Here is an 18,750-nt window from a genome sequence, read left to right as displayed (position 1 = left end):
ACCTCTTAGCCTGCATAAAAATATAACTAAGATAACCTTCAAAGGATCACAGCGTCAGCGGTGACTCTTCGCGCTCTTCGTCCTCATCCTGTTGCACAATCAAGACATTATAAGCCACCGCACAGAACAGTGAATTCAGTCGGTTCATGTCCCCAAGTAAGCTCAAATGGAGCGAACTGGTTTCCAGACTCTGTACGTTGTGCTGATGTAAGCGATCGACATGCGCATGGGCATAACGGCGGTTCATAATGCGGAAGCGATGTTTAGCACGGCGCAGACGTTTCGCGCTGGTGACATCCTCTGACAGGAAAACCGACAGCCCCAGACGCAGATTCGCCAGCAGTTGTTCATGCAGATGGTTTAACTCTTCCAGTCCCTGCGCGGAAAACGCCATGCGTACGCCGGAGGAATGATTGGCAATGTCATCTGCCATACGTTCGATAATATCTCCCGCCTGCTCCAGATTCAGCGCCACTTCGATCACCTCAGCCCAGCGCCGGGAATCTCGCTCATCCAATCCGTCTTTCTGAATCTGCGCCAGATAGAGTTTAATCGCGGTGTAAAGGATATCGACATCATCATCGAGTCGGCGAATCTCCCGCCGCTGCATATGGTCGCCCTGCAAGACTTCGCGGTACAGACGCAGCATCTGCTCCAGCACATCGCCAATGCGCAGCGTTTCTCGTGCGGCGTTGGTCAGCGCCAGCGCTGGCGTATCCAGCGAACTGGTGTCCAGATGGCGCGGTTTCATCTGGAGATCGACCTGCGGCGAGTCAGCAATCATCGCACAGGACAGCCGCGCCACCACGCCAGTGAGCGGGATCAGCAGCAGACAGCGAATCAGGTTGTAGAACAGGTGGAAATAGATCACCAGCTCTTCAGCACCCAGCGGAATATGCGTCAGCCAGCGCGAAAGCGGCTCAACCAGCGGCAGCACAACCAAACAGCCTATCAGCTTGAACAGCATGCTACCGAGCGCCACGCGTCGACCATCCGCATTCTGCGTCGAGGTGCTCATCATCGTCAGTAAACCGCTACCCAGATTGGCACCAATGACCAGACACATCGCCACTTCCAGCGAAATTACACCGCTTGCCGTCAAGGTTGCCGTGAGCAGCACCGCTGCCAGACTGGAATAGGTAATCACCGCGAACAGCGCGCCAGCCAGTGCATCCAGCATGACGTCGCCCGTCAACGAGGAGAACAGCACTTTCACGCCCGACGTTTGTGTGATCGGAGCCGCGGCCACGACAATCATTTCCAGCGCCAGCAAAATCAGCCCGAGCCCAATCGCCACGCGACCAACCTGACCCACCCGCGTCTGCTTACGGCTGAGGAAAAATATTACGCCCAGAAAAATCAGCAGCGGAGAAAGCCAGGACAGATCGAACGTCAGAATACGCACCATCAGTGCCGTACCGACATCCGCCCCGAGAATAATCACCAGCGCAGGCGTTAATGCCACCAGCCCCTGTGAGACAAAAGAGGTCGTCAGCAACGCGGTCGCATTGCTGCTCTGCACCAGCGCGGTTACGCCAATACCGGCCATAAAAGCCAACGGTTTTTTCTCAACGCTATCGCTGAGAACCCGCCGTAACTGGGTACCATAAACTCGCATGATACCGGTGCGGACAATGTGAGTGCCCCATACCAGTAACGCAATCGCAGAAAGGAGATTCAGCAGTGTTAACAAAAAATTCTCGCCTCCAGCTAAACGTGTGTTGATAAAATAGAAGGTGTTGATGACGTAATGAACGACCATCTTACCAGATGTTGGCGGACCGTACTGCGAGGCAGCCCGCGCCAAAGCAAAATCGTGCAGCGATCAATGACGTATAACAATTACTTAACTGACAATATTTAAAAAACAGAATCCAAATCAAAAAGCCCATAATTTTGCCTCACGCCTTTCCCGGTTAGCGCTATGCTCTTTTTATCCCTATAACTCTTATGGGTTATAACTCTGCATAATCTTGCAGCCCTCGAGTAAGGAAAATGGATGAAAACGAAAACCTCATATGGACTGAACTGGCTTCCGCTAATCATTATCCTCGCCATCGCCGCCTTTTTTTGGCACATGGAGCCCCCGACTGGCTTAAGCCCCGCCGCCTGGCACTCCGCCGTCCTCTTCGTCGCCACGATCGTGAGTATTGTCGCGAATGTGCTCCCGATTGGGGCTATCGGTATTATCAGTATCACACTCTTTGCGCTGACGTACGCCGCGGGAGATACAACGGCCAGCGGTGCGATACAAACCGCGCTCAGCGACCTGAACAGTTCGCTGATCTGGCTGATTGTTGTCGCCTTCATGATCGCGCGCGGCTTTATCAAAACAGGGCTGGGTCGCCGTATCGCCTTGCAGATGATCCGCATGTTGGGAAAACGCACGCTGGGTCTGGCTTACGGGCTGGCCTTTGCCGATCTGGTCCTTTCCCCTGCGATGCCGAGCAACACCGCCCGCTGCGGCGGAATTATTTATCCCATTGCTGATTCGCTGTCGCGCAGCTTCGATTCCAAACCGGAAGATGCCTCGCGCAGTAAGATTGGCACCTTTCTGATTACCTGCATCGGTAACGTTAACGACGTGACGGCGGCGCTGTTTATGACCGCTTATACCGGCAACCTGCTGGCGGTGAAACTCGCGGCCAACGCGGGCGTGACCATCACGTGGGGAAGCTGGTTTCTGGCAGCGCTCGTGCCCTGTTTGATTTCTCTGGCCGTTGTCCCCCTGCTCGTCTACTGGCTGACCAAGCCGGAAATTCGCCATACGCCAGATGCACCAAAACTGGCCGTCGCCGAACTGGCAAAGATGGGCAACATGAGCCGCGGTGAATGGCTGATGGCATTCACCGTTGTCCTGCTGCTGGTGCTGTGGATTTTTGGCGATAAATTAGGCGTGGATGCCACGACAGCCTCGTTCGTCGGGCTGTCTTTCCTGCTGTTAACCGGCGTACTGAACTGGGAAGACGTGAAGAGCGAGAAAGGAGCCTGGGATACGCTGATTTGGTTCGCCGCCCTGCTGATGATGGCGAATCAGTTGAAAAAGCTCGGCTTCACCAACTGGTTTGGCGATCTCATCGGCAGCAACATCGGCCACTTAATGCAGGGAACCAGCTGGGTATTGGTGTTGTTACTGCTAAATGCGGCCTATTTCTACACCCACTATTTCTTCGCCAGCGGCAACGCGCAGATCGCCGCACTTTTTGCCGTATTCCTCGGCGTCGGGATCAACCTGAACATTCCGGCGGTGCCGATGGCATTCATGCTGGCGTTTACCAGCAGTCTGTACTGCTCACTGACGCAATATACCCACGCGCGCGGCCCCATCCTGTTCGGCGCGGGCTACGTGCCCACCGCCGTCTGGTGGCGCACCGGTTTCGTCGTCAGTCTGGTGAATCAGGCGATCTTCATGAGCGCGGGTCTGCTGTGGTGGAAGGTGATTGGCCTGTATTGATCGTTAGCGAATACATGATGTGAAAAAGCCGGGTTTCCCCGGCTTTCGTTTCATGGCTGCAACACGCGCGATCAGAACGAATAAGAGACGCTGCCGACTACGCTGCGCTCCGCACCGAAGTAGCAGAACTCCAGCGAGTTACAGGCGGAGACATAGCGTTTATCGGTCAGGTTGTTCACATTAAGCTGCGCACTCAGCCCTTTCAGACCGACCTTCGAGAGATCGTATCCCACTGCCAGATCCACCAGCGTGTAAGACGGCAGCGTGTGGGTGTTAGCGCGATCGGAAGTCACACCGTTCACGTAACGTACGCCGGAGCCAATCGTCAGGCCGTCCAGTGGACCGCTTTTGACATCATAGCTAGCCCAGGCGCTGGCTTGATTGCGCGGCGCGTACACCGCCCGTTTTCCTTGCTCAGCCACACTGCTTTTCTTATAGCGAATATCCGTATAGGTATAGGCCGCTTGCAGACGCAGATTATCGGTAATGTGGCTCACGGCCTCCAGTTCAACCCCTTCAGACTCAATTTCACCCACGGAGCGGTAAGGATCGTTAGGCTGAACTTTTGTCGCCACATTCTTCTGGTTAATACGGAATACCGACAGGCTGTACTGATCCTTAGAACCCTCAGGCTGATATTTCATCCCAGCTTCCCACTGTTTGCCTTTCATCGGTTCCAGCACGTTGCCGTTATCATCGGCGAAGCTGGTCGGCGTAAAGGCCGTGGAATAGCTGACATACGGTGCAACGCCATTATCAAACAGGTAGAGTAAGGCGGCACGCGAGCTAAAGTTGTTTTTATCCAACTCGCTGTGTGTCCCCTTGGTATGGTTAACATGGGTCACTTTTACCTGGTCGTGACGACCGCCCAACGTTAAACGCCAACGCTCCCAGCTCATTTGATCTTGTAGATAGATGCCCGTCTGTTGCAGCTTGTGCTTTTCCAGCGTACCGGACATGGCCGTTGGACCAGAACCGTAAACGGGATTAAACGCGTCAAGCGCCGGGAAGGACCCCGAAGGCCAGTCCATATTGTTATTACGCTGCTGATAGTCGAGCCCCACCAGCAGACGGTGGTTCACCGCACCGGTATCCACGCTGCCATCGAGCTGATTATCTAACGTTAATGCAGACAGCGACTCGCGGGAACCTGAGTAATAACGGGTCAGCGTATCGGCGCTCGGCTGCGTCCAGCCATAGGCGTAAACCTGATCCAAATGCACTTTGGTACGCAGATAGCGCACTTTTTGGCGCGCCGCCCAGCCGCTATCAAAACCGTGTTCAAAGTTGTATCCCACCATGTTTTGCTTACGGTCGTATTTCTCATAATTCTCTTCCCCTTCATAGAAGGTGTTCGAGATTTTCCGCCCGTTGTGCGCGACTACCGTGCCTTCATACGGCAAACCCGAGTGACTGCCGCCTTCTGGATCGCGTTGCAGGTACGCCATCAACTCCAAACGGGTCTTGTCGGAAATCCGCCACAGTAGACTAGGTGCAATCGCATAGCGTTCTTCTTTCAGCGGCCCAAATTGGGTATCCGCCTCACGCACCATCCCGCCCAGACGGAACGCAAAACGCTCGTCATCATCCAGCGGTCCGGTAACGTCAAACGCCGCACCGCGCTGCGCATTATTGCCTGCAAACAGTTTGATCTGTCCGCTGCGATCGAACGACGGCTGACGGGAGTTCAGCGCCACAATGCCGCCCGGAGAAGAACGACCATAGAGTACGGACGCCGGGCCTCTGACCACTTCAATGCTGTCGAGAAACCAGGGATCGATAACCAGCGAACTATGGGAGTTGGTATCCCCCATCATCTTCAGCCCGTCGAGATAGACGTTATCGAGACTGCCGTCGGAAAAGCCGCGCAGCACCATGTAGTCAAAGCGGTTGGATGCGCCGATTTGGTTGTTGTACACGCCCGGCGTATAGCCGACCGCCTGACGAACGCTGGTCGCGCCCTGTTCCTGAATCTGATCGCGCGTAATGATAGAAACGGCCTGAGGAGTCTCGATATCGGGCGTTTCCAGCTTGGTCGCGCCGCGTTGCGTTTGAGACGTCACGACTAACGTATCACCCTGAGAAGAAGAGGATGGCGTATCCTGCGCCAGTGCCGACACCGTTAATCCACTGGTGAAACAGCCAACCACCAGCGCCAGCCGCGTTTTTCTGAACATGGGAATCTCCACAGACCTTATTATTGTAAATAAGAATTATTACCGTTTTTAGTCTTGCAATAGCTATGCGCAGTGACAACTTGCGTATGCGCAATGACAAAACGGGAACTCAGTGAGAAAGCGTCAAGCGGCAATATCTGGCACAAGTAAGGCTCAGGAGGTTGATAAGAAAGGGAATGCTAGCTGACCATGCGTGCATCGCTCGGCGCCATACCGTAACGCCGCCGGAAAGCCGTGGCAAAGTTGGTCGCATGCTGGTAGCCCGACATCCAGGCCGCCTGCTGAACGCTGTATCCCTGCACCAGATAGCGCCGAGCCAGTTCCAGCCGACAGTCACGTAGATAGTCAAAGACCGAATGACCATACGCCTGACGAAACTTGGAACGCAGGCTACTGGTACTCATCGCGGCCAGCTGCGCCAGTTCATTGAGGGTGTACTCTTTTTCAGGCTGTTGCGCCAGAAGCCGTCGAACGTTCTCCAGCCGATCCTGTTCGCCGGGCGGAGGCAAGACGCGCCGCTCTCCCCCACGTTGCCCGAATGACAGGCCTTGTCCTAGCAGCTGTAGCATCACGCCCTCCAACATCAACTGGCGCGATAATCCCGGCACGGTGTTGTCCAGCGCGTGCTGCAACCCAGATAATAAATAGCCGGGAACCTGCCATAAAAACGTTGGATTACCGCCCTGTTCCCACTCGTTCAGCAGCGAGCCTAACAGCGGATCCAAAGCAAAAGTGGTGGGGAAAATACCCAGCGATACGGTGCGAAGATGACAGTCCGCGAGGTGGCTGGCGTTCATGACTAACGGGTCACCCAGCCGGGTGCTGAATGCCATACCGGAGCGAACAACAAACTCCTTGCCGTTCAGACGCAGCGCGACGCGACCTTCCAGCACCACCAGCGTATAAAACGGACAGCAGTGCAAAGACGTCGATTCGTAAGGCTGCAGCACCTGCACGTTGGAATTCGTCAGGCAAATCCCAGAGGACAGCGTCATCTCTTCGACATCACCCTGCACCACGATACGCTTTTCTTTCGCGCGCTCACGGCAGGACGACAGCTGCGGGAAGTGGTAATCAATCCCGTAACGTTCACCGATATCGAAGAAATCCTCAATGGAAAAGAGTCGTTTTAGCATCAGCGGGAAGATACCCTCATCCTGTTTAACGCCCAGAATCAGGCCTGCGGTTAGCGGAAATGCGTGACGTAGCGACGTATTCGCTACAGAGATCGTTATTCACCTTATCATTGCGTAGCGGGCGCATCAATAAGATTGATAACTATTCTCATCACAATCAATCTTGCATGGCGATAGGCTAAGAAGCAGAAAACATCTGCGTGCTAACCGGTTTTACTTTTCAAGCGGCGTTAAAAATTATGCTGAGGCGAGCGAGGACGCCGTGTGAGCAGCATGGACGCTGCGAAAGCTAGTGCCGCGCCGGACAAAACGTCAACGACGTTTTGAACAGCACTTGTGCTGGCCCGAAGGGCGAGGCCCATTTATGGGGCGAGTAAACGCGTCACTAGCGGCACGATTAGCGTTCTCAAATGCCGAAGGAACCGCAAAGCGGCATAATTTCCGCCAAAAAGCCTGGGTTCTCAGGGCGGCGGCGACTGAGCGCCCTGAGCGGGCGTGGTGCGAGTACCACAGAGAAATAATGTGGCTCATCACGCACGAAACGCCCCCTCACGGGCATAGTTGAGATGACTAAATCTCCGAGGCTGATATTGTCATACTCGACTTACGTCGAAACTTAATCGGCATCATAACCCAAATTTGGCGCCAGCCAGCGCTCCACCTCACTCACATCCATCCCTTTACGCACCGCGTAATCCTCTACCTGATCGTGCTGGATTTGCGCGACGGCGAAGTATTTGCTGTCGGGATGGCTGAAGTACCAGCCGGATACCGACGCGCCCGGCCACATGGCATAGGATTCGGTGAGCTTCATGCCAGTATGCTTTTCTACATCGAGCAACTGCCAGATTTGCACTTTCTCCGTGTGATCCGGGCACGCCGGATAGCCCGGTGCAGGGCGAATACCCTGATAGTTCTCACGGATGAGTAGCTCATTACTGAGGTTCTCATTCGGCGCATAGCCCCAGTAGACCTTACGCACACGCTCATGCAGGTATTCTGCAAAGGCTTCCGCCAGACGGTCAGAGATCGCCTTCACCATGATCTTGTTGTAATCATCATGCTGGGCTTCCCACTGATCGGCCAACGTATCTTCTTCCAGCCCACCGGTCACCGCGAAGGCCCCGAGATAATCCGGCTTACCGCTGGACTTCGGCGCCACAAAATCAGACAGGCAGTAGTTCGGGAAGTCGGTTTTCTCCGTCTGCTGGCGCAGATGGTGGCTCACTGACAGCACCGTTTCACGCCGTTCATCGGTATAAATCACGACGTCATCCCCAACGCGGTTCGCCGGGAATAAGCCAACCACGCCAAGCGGATTAAGTGCGCCGCGTTCGGACAAATCGTCCAGCATCGCGTTGGCATCGGCAAACAGGCGCTTGGCCTCTTCACCCACCACCTCATCTTCCAGAATACGGGGATATTTCCCGGCCAGCGACCAGGTCATAAAGAACGGCGTCCAGTCGATGTAGTTGCGCAGCGTTTCGATGCTGGCCGTCACTTCCTGAACGCCCAGTCGATGCGCAACGGGCGGCGTGTAGTTCTCCCAATCCAGATCCGAAGCGTTAGCGCGAGCCGCTTCCAGCGTCACGGGCGGCGTTCTCGGCTTTTTACGCGCATGCTGAATACGCACGGTTTCGTACTCTTTACGGGTACGTGCAACAAAGTCGTCATATTGCGCACTGGACAGCAGCGCCGATACCACGCCGACAGAGCGTGAAGCATTCTGCACGTAGACCGTCGGGCCGCTATAGTTCTGCTCAATCTTCACAGCGGTATGCGCTTTAGACGTCGTCGCGCCGCCAATCAGCAGCGGCAGCGTAAAGCCCTGACGCTCCATCTCTTTCGCCACGTTGACCATTTCATCCAGCGACGGCGTAATCAGCCCGGACAGCCCGATGATATCGACCTTCTCTTCACGCGCGGTCTTCAGGATTTTATCCGTCGGCACCATCACGCCCAGATCGATAATCTCGTAGTTGTTACATTGCAGCACCACGCCAACAATATTCTTGCCGATATCGTGGACGTCGCCTTTTACCGTCGCCAGCAGGACTTTCCCAGCGGAACTACCTTTGTCTTTACTGGCTTCAATGTAGGGTTCGAGATAGGCCACGGCCTGCTTCATCACGCGGGCGGATTTCACCACCTGCGGCAAAAACATTTTACCCGCACCGAACAGGTCGCCGACCACGTTCATGCCGTCCATCAGCGGGCCTTCAATTACCTCGATCGGCCGCGCCGCCTGCTGGCGCGCTTCTTCGGTATCCAGCTCGATAAATTCGGTAATGCCTTTAACCAGCGAATATTCCAGACGCTTCCGCACGTCCCAGCCGCGCCACTCCGCCTGCGTTTTGCTGCCTTCATCTTCCGTTTTGCTGCCGCGATATTTTTCCGCCAGATCGAGCATACGCTCGGTGGCATCGCTGCGACGGTTAAGGATCACATCTTCAACCGCATCGCGCAGCTCAACAGGAAGATCGTCATAGATCGCCAACTGACTGGCGTTCACGATCCCCATGTCCATACCATTGCGGATCGCGTAATACAGGAAAACGGCGTGGATCGCTTCACGCACCAGATCGTTGCCGCGGAATGAGAAGGAAACGTTGGATACGCCGCCGGAGATCATCGCATGCGGCAGCTGCGCCTTGATGTCCGCACAGGCTTCGATGAAATCCACCGCGTAGTTGTTATGCTCATCGATCCCCGTTGCCACAGCAAAAATGTTCGGATCGAAAATGATATCTTCCGGTGGGAAACCAACGTCTTCCGTCAGGATACGGTACGCCCGGCGACAAATTTCAATTTTACGTGCGCGGGTATCCGCCTGACCGACTTCATCAAACGCCATCACCACCACGGCTGCGCCATAGCGCCGTACCAGTTTGGCGTGATGCACAAAGGCCTCAACGCCTTCTTTCATGGAAATCGAGTTAACAATTCCCTTGCCCTGAATACATTTAAGCCCTTTCTCAACCACCTCCCATTTTGAGGAGTCGATCATGATCGGCACACGGGCAATATCAGGTTCACCGGCGATGAGGTTCAGGAAACGGACCATCGCCGCTTCCGCATCCAGCATGCCTTCATCCATGTTGATGTCGATGATCTGCGCGCCGCTTTCCACCTGCTGGCGGGCGACGTCCAGTGCTTCGTTATATTTTTCTTCTTTGATCAGACGCTTAAAACGTGCGGAACCAGTGACGTTCGTCCGTTCCCCGACGTTAACAAACAGCGTGTTGGCATCGATAGTCAGCGGTTCCAGACCGGATAACCGGCAGGCCACCGGAATCTCTGGCAGCTTGCGTGGCGGTACCCCTTCCACCACTTTTGCCATCGCGGCAATGTGTGCAGGTGTCGATCCACAGCAGCCGCCGACGATATTAAGAAAACCCGCCTGCGCCCATTCGCCGATATGTTTCGCCATATCGGCCGGATCCAGATCGTATTCTCCAAAGGCGTTGGGCAGCCCTGCGTTCGGGTGCGCACTCACATAGCATTCTGAAATACGGGACAGTTCAGCGACATACTGACGCAGTTCATCCGGCCCCAGCGCACAGTTCAGGCCGAAAGATAGCGGGCGGGAATGGCGTAAGGAGTTGTAAAACGCTTCTGTTGTCTGGCCCGATAGCGTACGCCCTGACGCATCCGTGATCGTGCCGGAAATCATCACTGGCAATGTGATCCCTAATGCCTCAAACTCGCTTTCTACCGCGAAACTCGCTGCTTTAGCGTTCAACGTATCGAAGATGGTTTCGATCATGATCAGATCAACACCGCCTGCGATCAGTGCGCGTGTCGATTCGCGATACGCTTCCACCAGTTGATCAAAACTGACGTTACGGTATGCCGGATCGTTAACATCGGGAGAGATCGACGCGGTACGGTTCGTCGGGCCGAGCACACCAGCAACATAACGTGGCTTATCCGGCGTTAAGGCTGTCCATTTATCCGCACTGGCGCGCGCCAGCTGTGCGGCAACGGTATTAATTTCCGCCGACAGCGCCTGCATATCATAGTCCGCCATCGCAATGGTGGTGGCGTTGAAGGTGTTGGTTTCGAGAATGTCGGCACCGGCTTCCAGATAGGCGTCATGGATTTCGCTAATCACCTGCGGCTTAGTGAGCACCAGCAGATCGTTATTTCCCTTCACATCGCTCGGCCAGTCAGCAAAGCGCTCACCGCGATAATCTGCTTCCTGCAGGCGATAACCCTGGATCATGGTTCCCATACCACCATCCAGCACCATAATGCGTTGCGCCAACTGACGCCGCAATTCGTCTACCCGATTACTCACGCGAACCCCATTCCCGGCCAATAAATACGATATGTTGTGTCTATACCCAAAATAATTCGAGTTGCAGGAAGGCGGCAATCGCACGAATCCCCAGGAGCTTACATTAGTAAGTGACTGGGGTGAGTAAGGGAAGCCAACGCACATGCAGCTTGGAGTATGACGGGTATATCCTAGCATAAGTTATGAACACGCTAACGCGGTGTAGCATGAGACTTTTTCAGGTCATTTGCCGATAAAAAGCACAGAGAAAGAAGAGTTGCATTCTGCGGTGAAAAAACGAAAATCAATTCCATTACCATAAAAAGGAATCGACGCCATGACGCCACCAGAGCCAGCTAAACGTGGGAAAAAACCCAGAGCCAGCGCGGGCACCGCCGCACAGCCAACCGGGCAGGTCCAATCGCTGACCCGTGGCCTGACGCTGCTTGAATATATTGCCAAGGCCAACGGCAGCGTGGCGCTAACCGATCTCGCTCAGCAGGCCGGTTTACCGAATTCCACGACTCACCGTCTACTCACCACCATGCAGCAACAGGGCTTTGTGCGTCAGGTTGGCGACCTGGGGCTGTGGACGATTGCATCACATGCGTTTATCGTCGGCAGCAGCTTTCTGCAAAGCCGCAACCTGCTGGCGATTGTGCATCCGATAGTACGCAAGTTAATGGAAGATTCTGGTGAAACCGTCAATCTGGCCGTGCTCGATCAGACCGACAGCCAAGCGATCATCATCGATCAGGTGCAGTGTACGGCGCTGATGCGTATGTCCGCCCCGATCGGCGGTAAGCTGCCGATGCATGCTTCCGGTGCCGGGAAAGCGTTTCTGGCGCATTTACCCGATGCTCAGGTCACTCAACTGCTGCACAAGAAAGGGCTGCATGGCTACACGCCACACACCTTCAGCTCGCCACAAGCGTTGAAAGAAAACCTGTCGCTGATTCGCAAGCAGGGCTATTCGTTCGATGACGAAGAGCACGCGCTGGGGCTGCGCTGCATCGCGGCCTGTATTCTGGATGAACATCATGAAGCGTTCGCCGCCATTTCCATTTCCGGCCCCGTGTCGCGCATAACGGACGACCGCGTCACAGAACTCGGCGCACTGGTGATCAAAGCCGCGAAACAGGTCATGCAGGAATACAGCGGGTTATAAACTATGGAGTATTCCTCGTAATAAGAGCTCGTTATGACGAGTTTTACTACATGCCCGGCGTGAAAATTATGCAGCGGTGAACTTGACCGCCGAGTGAGCGACAGGACGTCGCGAAAGCCAGTGCCGCGTCGGGAACGCGTCACTGGCGGCTCGACTAGCGGTCAAGAGCATCGATGGAACCGCGTAGCGGCATAATTTAGCCGGAAGCCTGGGTTCGTAGGGCGGAGGCGACTGAGCCGCCCTACGTCGGGCGCGTATACGGTATCGCATGTAAATGGAAGCGGTGTGGCGCACGAAACGCTCTCAGAGACAGAATACATATAACGAATAACGAGCAACGCTCAAATTGCAACACGCTGACTGAAACGCTTGCGGCGTCGGTAGGCGTAAACATCCTCAATGTGCCCGTCCCTGATGCGCTGCTGTAATTCTCGCCAGTAATCCGCGCAAAACAGATCGCCGTGCATTTCCTCAAACAGCGTACGAATGTGGCTGTCACTGCACAGGAAATGAGGAAACTCTTCGGGAAACACGTCATTCGGTGCGACGCTGTACCACGGCTCGGCGGCCAGTTCGTCCTCTGGGTAACGCGGCGGCGGGATTTTGCGGAAATTCACTTCAGTCATGTAGCAGATTTCATCGTAGTCATAAAATACGACTCGCCCATGACGCGTGACGCCGAAATTCTTGAATAGCATGTCGCCGGGGAAAATATTCGCCGCGGCCAGCTGTTTGATGGCATTGCCGTATTCTTCAATCACATCGTGCAGCTGCTGTGCGCTTGCCTGTTCCAGATAGAGGTTCAGCGGCGTCATCCGGCGTTCCATGTACAGGTGCCGGATCACCAATTGATCGCCCAGATCTTCCAGCTTCTCTGGCACCTCACGCCAAAGCTCATCCAGCAGTTCCGGGCTGATACGATGCTTATCGATGACGAAGTTTTCATATTCCTGCGTATCCGCCATTCGCCCCACGCGATCGTGCTCTTTCACCAGCTGATAGCACGCCATTACCCGCTCAGCACTTACCTCTTTCTGCGGCGCGAAACGATCTTTAATGACCTTAAATACGCGATCGAACGACGGCAGCGTAAACACCAACATAACCATACCTTTCACGCCGGGCGCGATGATGAACTGCTCTTCTGATTCGGCAATGTAGTGCAGATATTCACGGTAATACTCGGTTTTACTGTGCTTCTGACAGCCGATGGCCAGATACAGCTCCGCCGTCGTCTTCCCCGGCAAAATGTCACGCAACCAGGCCACCAGCGCCGACGGCAACGGGGCATATACCATGAAATAAGAGCGGGCGAAACCGAACACAATGCTGGCGTCTGCCTGACTGGTTAAGCAGGTATCAATAAATAGCGCCCCGCGTTCGTTGTGGTGAATCGGCAGCAGGAACGGAAAAACACCGTCAGGGAGCGACAATTTCCCTACCAGCCAGGCCGCTTTGTTACGATAAAACAGCTCATTAGCCAGCTGTAATGTCGCCTGCGCAAGCTGCTCCTCTGAGAAGGTGCGCTGCAAATACGCAGTGATATAACCAATATCACGCGGCAAATCTTCCCACGGTAAACGCAGCGGCACATCACTCAGCAGTTTTTCCAACATGTTCTGCCAGCCGTCAGTGGGCACAAACGTCTTGGCGATAGGCCGGGGAATTTCACGAAAGCGCTGTTCAGGCTGAGAGCTGAAAACAAACAGCTTATCAGGCGTCAGTTCCCGATGGTTGAACAGCCGACAGTAGACGGAATTAAAGAAACTCTCTGCAATCTCAAAACGCGGGTAGTCCGGCAGTAAACGGGTATAAATATGCTTCACGCGAGCCAAAAAATCCGCATCATCGCAGCGGATACCGGTAATACAGCGCAACTGTTCAACCACCAAACCAACGTGGTGATCGTATAGGTGAATACGCTGTTTCATTGCCTGTTGTACAGCAGGCCAGTCGGCCTGTTCAAAGCGCTGCTGCGCCCCTGCCGTCACTTCGAGAAAACGTCCATATTGCGCATCAAATCCTTGCAGGATCGTCTGCGCCACCAGCTTTTCAAGGTCACGCGTCATCATGATCTCCCGATGAAACCCGGCCAGTACGTATCTGACCGGGTTAGGATCAGAACTGCTGTTCTTCCGTCGATCCCGTCAGCGCCGTCACTGAAGACTCGCCTCCCTGAATGATGTTCGTTACCTTATCGAAGTAGCCAGTACCGACCTCCTGCTGATGCGATGAGAAGGTATAGCCGTTTTTAATCGCTTCAAATTCAGGCTGCTGCACTTTTTCTACGTAGTGCCTCATCCCCTCGCCCTGCGCATAGGCATGCGCCAGGTCAAACATGTTGAACCACATGCTGTGAATGCCAGCCAGCGTAATGAATTGGTACTTGTAGCCCATCGCCGACAGCTCGTCCTGAAAACGGGCAATCGTGCTGTCATCCAGATTCTTCTTCCAGTTAAAGGAAGGTGAACAGTTGTACGCCAGCAGCTTACCGGGGAACTTCGCGTGGATAGCCTCAGCAAAACGACGCGCCAGCGATAAATCCGGCGTTGAGGTTTCACACCACACCAAATCGGCATACGGTGCGTAGGCCAGACCGCGGCTGATTGCCTGCTCGATCCCGGCTCGCGTGCGATAGAAGCCTTCCACCGTACGTTCTCCGGTGATGAAATCACGGTCATACTCATCACAATCAGATGTCAGCAAATCCGCTGCATCCGCATCGGTTCGCGCGACCAGTAAGGTCGGCACGCCCAAGACATCCGCCGCCAGACGCGCCGCAACCAGTTTCTGAATCGCTTCCTGCGTCGGAACCAGAACCTTGCCCCCCATGTGCCCGCATTTCTTCGCAGATGCCAGCTGATCCTCAAAGTGAACCGCCGCAGCACCCGCTTCGATCATCGACTTCATCAGTTCAAACGCATTCAGCACGCCGCCAAACCCCGCCTCCGCATCCGCCACAATCGGCAGAAAGTAGTCGGTATGACGCTTATCGCCCGGCTCAATGCGGTTCGCCCACTGAATCTGATCGGCTCGCCGAAAGGTGTTATTGATGCGTTCAATTACCGCGGGCACAGAGTTCGCCGGGTAGAGCGACTGATCGGGATACATGCTGGACGCCAGGTTGGCATCCGCCGCCACCTGCCAACCGGAAAGGTAAATCGCCTCGATGCCCGCTTTCGCCTGCTGTAAAGCCTGCCCTCCCGTCAGCGCGCCCAGACAATTCACATAGCCTTTGCGGGAGTCACCATGCAGCAGGTTCCATAGTTTTGCCGCGCCGAGCTGCGCGAGCGTGCATTCCGGGTTTACCGATCCCCGTAGATTAATCACATCTTCTGCGCTGTAGGGGCGCGTAATACCGTCCCAGCGGGCGGTTTTCCACTCTTTTTCGATATGCTGGACTTGTTGGGTACGAGAGGTCGTCATAGCAGAGGTTCCTTTTTATTATCAGTCAGGATTAATCAAGCAATGCGTAGCCAGGTAGCGTCAGGAAGTCGATCAGCTCATCTTGCGTGGTAATTTGCTCCATTAGCCGAGCGGCTTCATCAAAGCGCCCCCCGCTGAAACGGGCATCACCGAGCTCCTCTTGAATCACAAACATCTCTTCGGCCAGCATCTGGCGGAACAACGCTTTGGTGATCACACGACCATCACTTAATGTCTTGCCGTGGCGAATCCACTGCCAGATTGAGGTGCGGGAAATTTCTGCCGTTGCCGCATCTTCCATCAGCCCATAAATCGGGACGCATCCATTGCCGGATATCCATGCTTCGATGTACTGCACCGCAACACGGATATTCGCGCGCATCCCCACTTCCGTGCGCTCTCCCGGGCAAGGCTCCAGCAGCTCTTCTGCACGGATGGGCGCATCATGTTCACGGCTGATTTCGAGCTGATTTTTACGCTCGCCTAACGCCCGATCGAACACCTCCATCACCGCATCAGCCAGTCCCGGATGAGCCACCCAAGTGCCATCGTGACCATTGTGAGCCTCCAGCTCTTTGTCTTTACGTACCTTATCCAACACCCAATTATTGCGTTCCGCATCCTTACTCGGAATGAACGCCGCCATCCCGCCCATGGCGAACGCACCGCGGCGATGACAGGTTTTGATCAACAGCCGTGAGTAAGCACTAAGGAACGGTTTTTCCATCGTCACCGACTGGCGATCGGGCAGAACGCGATCGCTGTGGTTCTTTAATGTTTTGATATAGCTGAAGATATAATCCCAGCGGCCGCAGTTCAGTCCAACGATATGGTCACGTAAGTGATAGAGAATTTCGTCCATCTGGAAAACGGCAGGCAGCGTTTCAATCAATACTGTCGCTTTGATTGTCCCGCGCGGCAGATCAAAGCGATCTTCCGTGTAACAGAAGACATCATTCCACCAGGCCGCTTCCTGCCATGACTGGGTCTTTGGCAGATAGAAATAAGGGCCACTACCTTTCTTTAGCAGTTCCTGATAGTTGTGGAAAAAATACAGCGCGAAGTCGAACAGGCTGCCGGGAATCGCGTCCCCCTGCCAGGACACGTGTTTTTCAGGCAGATGCAAGCCGCGTACCCGGCAAATCAATACGGCAGGATTGGGCTTCAGCTGGTAGATTTTTCCTGTTTCATTGATATAGGAAATCGTACCGCGTACGGCATCACGCAAGTTGATTTGCCCGTCGATCACCTTTTCCCAACTCGGCGACAACGAATCCTCGAAGTCCGCCATGAATACTTTCACGTTGGCATTCAATGCGTTGATCACCATCTTGCGTTCGACCGGACCGGTAATTTCAACGCGACGATCCTGAAGGTCATCGGGAATACCGCGTATTGTCCATGCCTTATCACGAATGGAAGCTGTTTCTGAAATAAAATCAGGCAACTTACCCTGATCGATATTACGCTGTTGTACCTGCCGTTCGGCGAGTAATTGATTACGTGCTGGCGTGAAATGTGCGACCAGCTCCGTCAAGAAATCAATCGCTTCTTCCGTCAGAATTTGTTTCTCACCTTCGCCAAAACGCTGACTAAACGCCAATTCTCTGTTTATCGTCTGCTGCATCATTCGTGGTTCCTTTTCAGATTCCGCTTCATTTATCAACAACCGCCAAATCGGCAAACCAGTATGTACATTTCTTAGCCGACAGAATTAAGCGTAATACAAGAAAAAACAAAATCAAAAACAATTTCCATTTTAATGAAAAAATAAAAATAACTTCATGATAAAAATGAGAATTAAAATCAAAAAGGAAGAGAAATAACTTTCATTAACCAACAGAAATGGAAGGGTTCAGCACAAAAAAGAAAGGCACCTCAAAAGGTGCCTTAGAGAAAAGAAGGAAAATGAGGTTAGTCCAGCGTAGGGTTCATCCGGCGTAAATCGTAAGGCGTAATCTGGTAAACATAGTAATTCAGCCAGTTAACAAAAAGCAGATGACCGTGGCTACGCCAGCTCGCTTTCGGTGCCAGTTCAGGGTTGTCATCGGGGAAATAATTCACCGGAACGGCCGGATCCAATCCAGCATCACAATCGCGGAAAAACTCGCCCGCTAGCGTCAAGACATCATACTCAGGGTGTCCGGTCACAAACGCCAGACGCTTATCTTTGCTGGCAAACAGATAGGCTCCGGCCTGCTCCGACTCAACCAGAATCTCTAAATCCGTATGCTGACGAATTACATCAGCGGGGAAATCTGCATAGCGTGAATGTGGTGCCAGGAACGTCTCATCAAAGCCGCGGGTCAGCAAAGCGTGGGGTTGCAACGTTTGATGTAGGTAAACGCCGGATAGCTTTTCCTTGCGAGTCATCTTGGGAATACCGTAGAGGATATTGAGAGCAGCCTGTACAGCCCAACACACGAATAATGTGGAGGTCACATGCTCTTTTGCCCACTCGATGACACGTGCGATCTGTGGCCAATAAACAACATCGCAGAAATCGACTAATCCCAGCGGTGCGCCAGTCACAATCAGGCCATCAAAATTTTCGTTTTGGATGTCGTCGAAATCGCAGTAGAAGTTATTCAAATGCTCAGCCGGCGTATTCTTTGATTCACGACTATCGATACGCAACAGCTGGATATCGATCTGTAAGGGGGAATTGGATAACAGGCGCAGAAACTGGTTTTCAGTCTCGATCTTTTTAGGCATCAGGTTCAGCACCAGCACTTTGAGGGGACGAATTTCCTGCGTTTTAGCACGCGAGGACGTCATCACAAAGACGTTCTCATTACGCAGAAAATTAACAGCTGGTAACTCATCAGGAACCCGAATTGGCATAACCTTATATCCTCAAAGCATACGTTTAAACGTTTAGACATCCAGATGCCTGAAGATAACGAGTTTTCGTTCTAATGTCGAGTGCTCAGCGCATAAGGTGAAAATGTTTCACGAAACCGAGTATGCGTCGTCAGTGTTACTTCTGCTGAATACGTTTAAGCGCGTCAGAATCACTAACGCGATCGACATATAGCAAAAAGCCCTCGTCTTTCGACGAGGGCTTTCCACTTGTTTGATGCCTGGCAGTTCCCTACTCTCACATGGGG

The 18,750-nt window shown here is 53.7% G+C and carries 10 protein-coding genes; 2 read left to right on the top strand and 8 right to left on the bottom strand.

Going from position 1 to position 18,750, the window contains the following annotated elements:
- Positions 1-46: 46 nt before the first annotated feature.
- Positions 47-1,693: a Na/Pi cotransporter family protein gene (locus NXT09_RS21655; RefSeq protein ID WP_240583858.1), complete on the bottom strand. Its 1,647-nt coding sequence runs from the start codon at positions 1,691-1,693 to the stop codon at positions 47-49.
- Positions 1,694-1,999: 306 nt separating this feature from the next.
- Between NXT09_RS21655 and NXT09_RS21650 the strand changes: the two genes are divergently transcribed.
- Entirely contained in the window at positions 2,000-3,454 is a 1,455-nt protein-coding gene (locus NXT09_RS21650) for a DASS family sodium-coupled anion symporter (protein WP_268581133.1), read from the top strand.
- 71 nt (positions 3,455-3,525) lie between these two features.
- On the opposite strand, the gene foxA is transcribed toward NXT09_RS21650, so the two are convergent.
- The 3 genes from foxA to metH all read right to left on the bottom strand — a co-directional run bounded on the left by foxA (position 3,526) and on the right by metH (position 11,067).
- On the bottom strand, positions 3,526-5,631 hold the full coding sequence (gene foxA / locus NXT09_RS21645) for a ferrioxamine B receptor FoxA (RefSeq protein ID WP_268581132.1): 2,106 nt from the start codon (positions 5,629-5,631) through the stop codon (positions 3,526-3,528).
- Between the two features lie 179 nt (positions 5,632-5,810).
- On the bottom strand, positions 5,811-6,767 hold the full coding sequence (locus tag NXT09_RS21640) for a helix-turn-helix transcriptional regulator (protein WP_268581131.1): 957 nt from the start codon (positions 6,765-6,767) through the stop codon (positions 5,811-5,813).
- Between the two features lie 616 nt (positions 6,768-7,383).
- Positions 7,384-11,067 carry a methionine synthase gene (gene metH, locus NXT09_RS21635; protein ID WP_268581130.1) on the bottom strand — a complete coding sequence of 1,228 codons (3,684 nt, stop codon included), beginning with the start codon at positions 11,065-11,067 and terminating at the stop codon, positions 7,384-7,386.
- 316 nt (positions 11,068-11,383) lie between these two features.
- Between metH and iclR the strand changes: the two genes are divergently transcribed.
- The gene (gene iclR, locus NXT09_RS21630; RefSeq protein ID WP_039462458.1) at positions 11,384-12,214 is read left to right on the top strand and encodes a glyoxylate bypass operon transcriptional repressor IclR; all 831 of its coding nucleotides are present in this window, start codon (positions 11,384-11,386) and stop codon (positions 12,212-12,214) included.
- 341 nt (positions 12,215-12,555) lie between these two features.
- On the opposite strand, the gene aceK is transcribed toward iclR, so the two are convergent.
- From aceK to metA, 4 genes are all read right to left on the bottom strand, one after another.
- Positions 12,556-14,283 (bottom strand): bifunctional isocitrate dehydrogenase kinase/phosphatase, encoded by a 1,728-nt coding sequence (gene aceK / locus NXT09_RS21625; RefSeq protein WP_268581140.1) that lies wholly within the window; start codon positions 14,281-14,283, stop codon positions 12,556-12,558.
- 49 nt (positions 14,284-14,332) lie between these two features.
- The gene (aceA, locus tag NXT09_RS21620; protein WP_268581129.1) at positions 14,333-15,640 is read right to left on the bottom strand and encodes an isocitrate lyase; all 1,308 of its coding nucleotides are present in this window, start codon (positions 15,638-15,640) and stop codon (positions 14,333-14,335) included.
- Positions 15,641-15,671: 31 nt separating this feature from the next.
- Positions 15,672-17,270: a malate synthase A gene (gene aceB / locus NXT09_RS21615; RefSeq protein WP_268581128.1), complete on the bottom strand. Its 1,599-nt coding sequence runs from the start codon at positions 17,268-17,270 to the stop codon at positions 15,672-15,674.
- Between the two features lie 284 nt (positions 17,271-17,554).
- On the bottom strand, positions 17,555-18,484 hold the full coding sequence (metA, locus tag NXT09_RS21610; RefSeq protein ID WP_095992991.1) for a homoserine O-acetyltransferase MetA: 930 nt from the start codon (positions 18,482-18,484) through the stop codon (positions 17,555-17,557).
- Positions 18,485-18,750: the final 266 nt, after the last annotated feature.

Source organism: Pectobacterium jejuense (assembly GCF_026800125.1).
GTDB classification, from domain to species: Bacteria; Pseudomonadota; Gammaproteobacteria; order Enterobacterales; family Enterobacteriaceae; genus Pectobacterium; species Pectobacterium jejuense.
The sequence above is the reverse complement of the archived record's forward strand: the minus strand, read 5'-3'. Positions and strand labels throughout refer to the sequence as shown.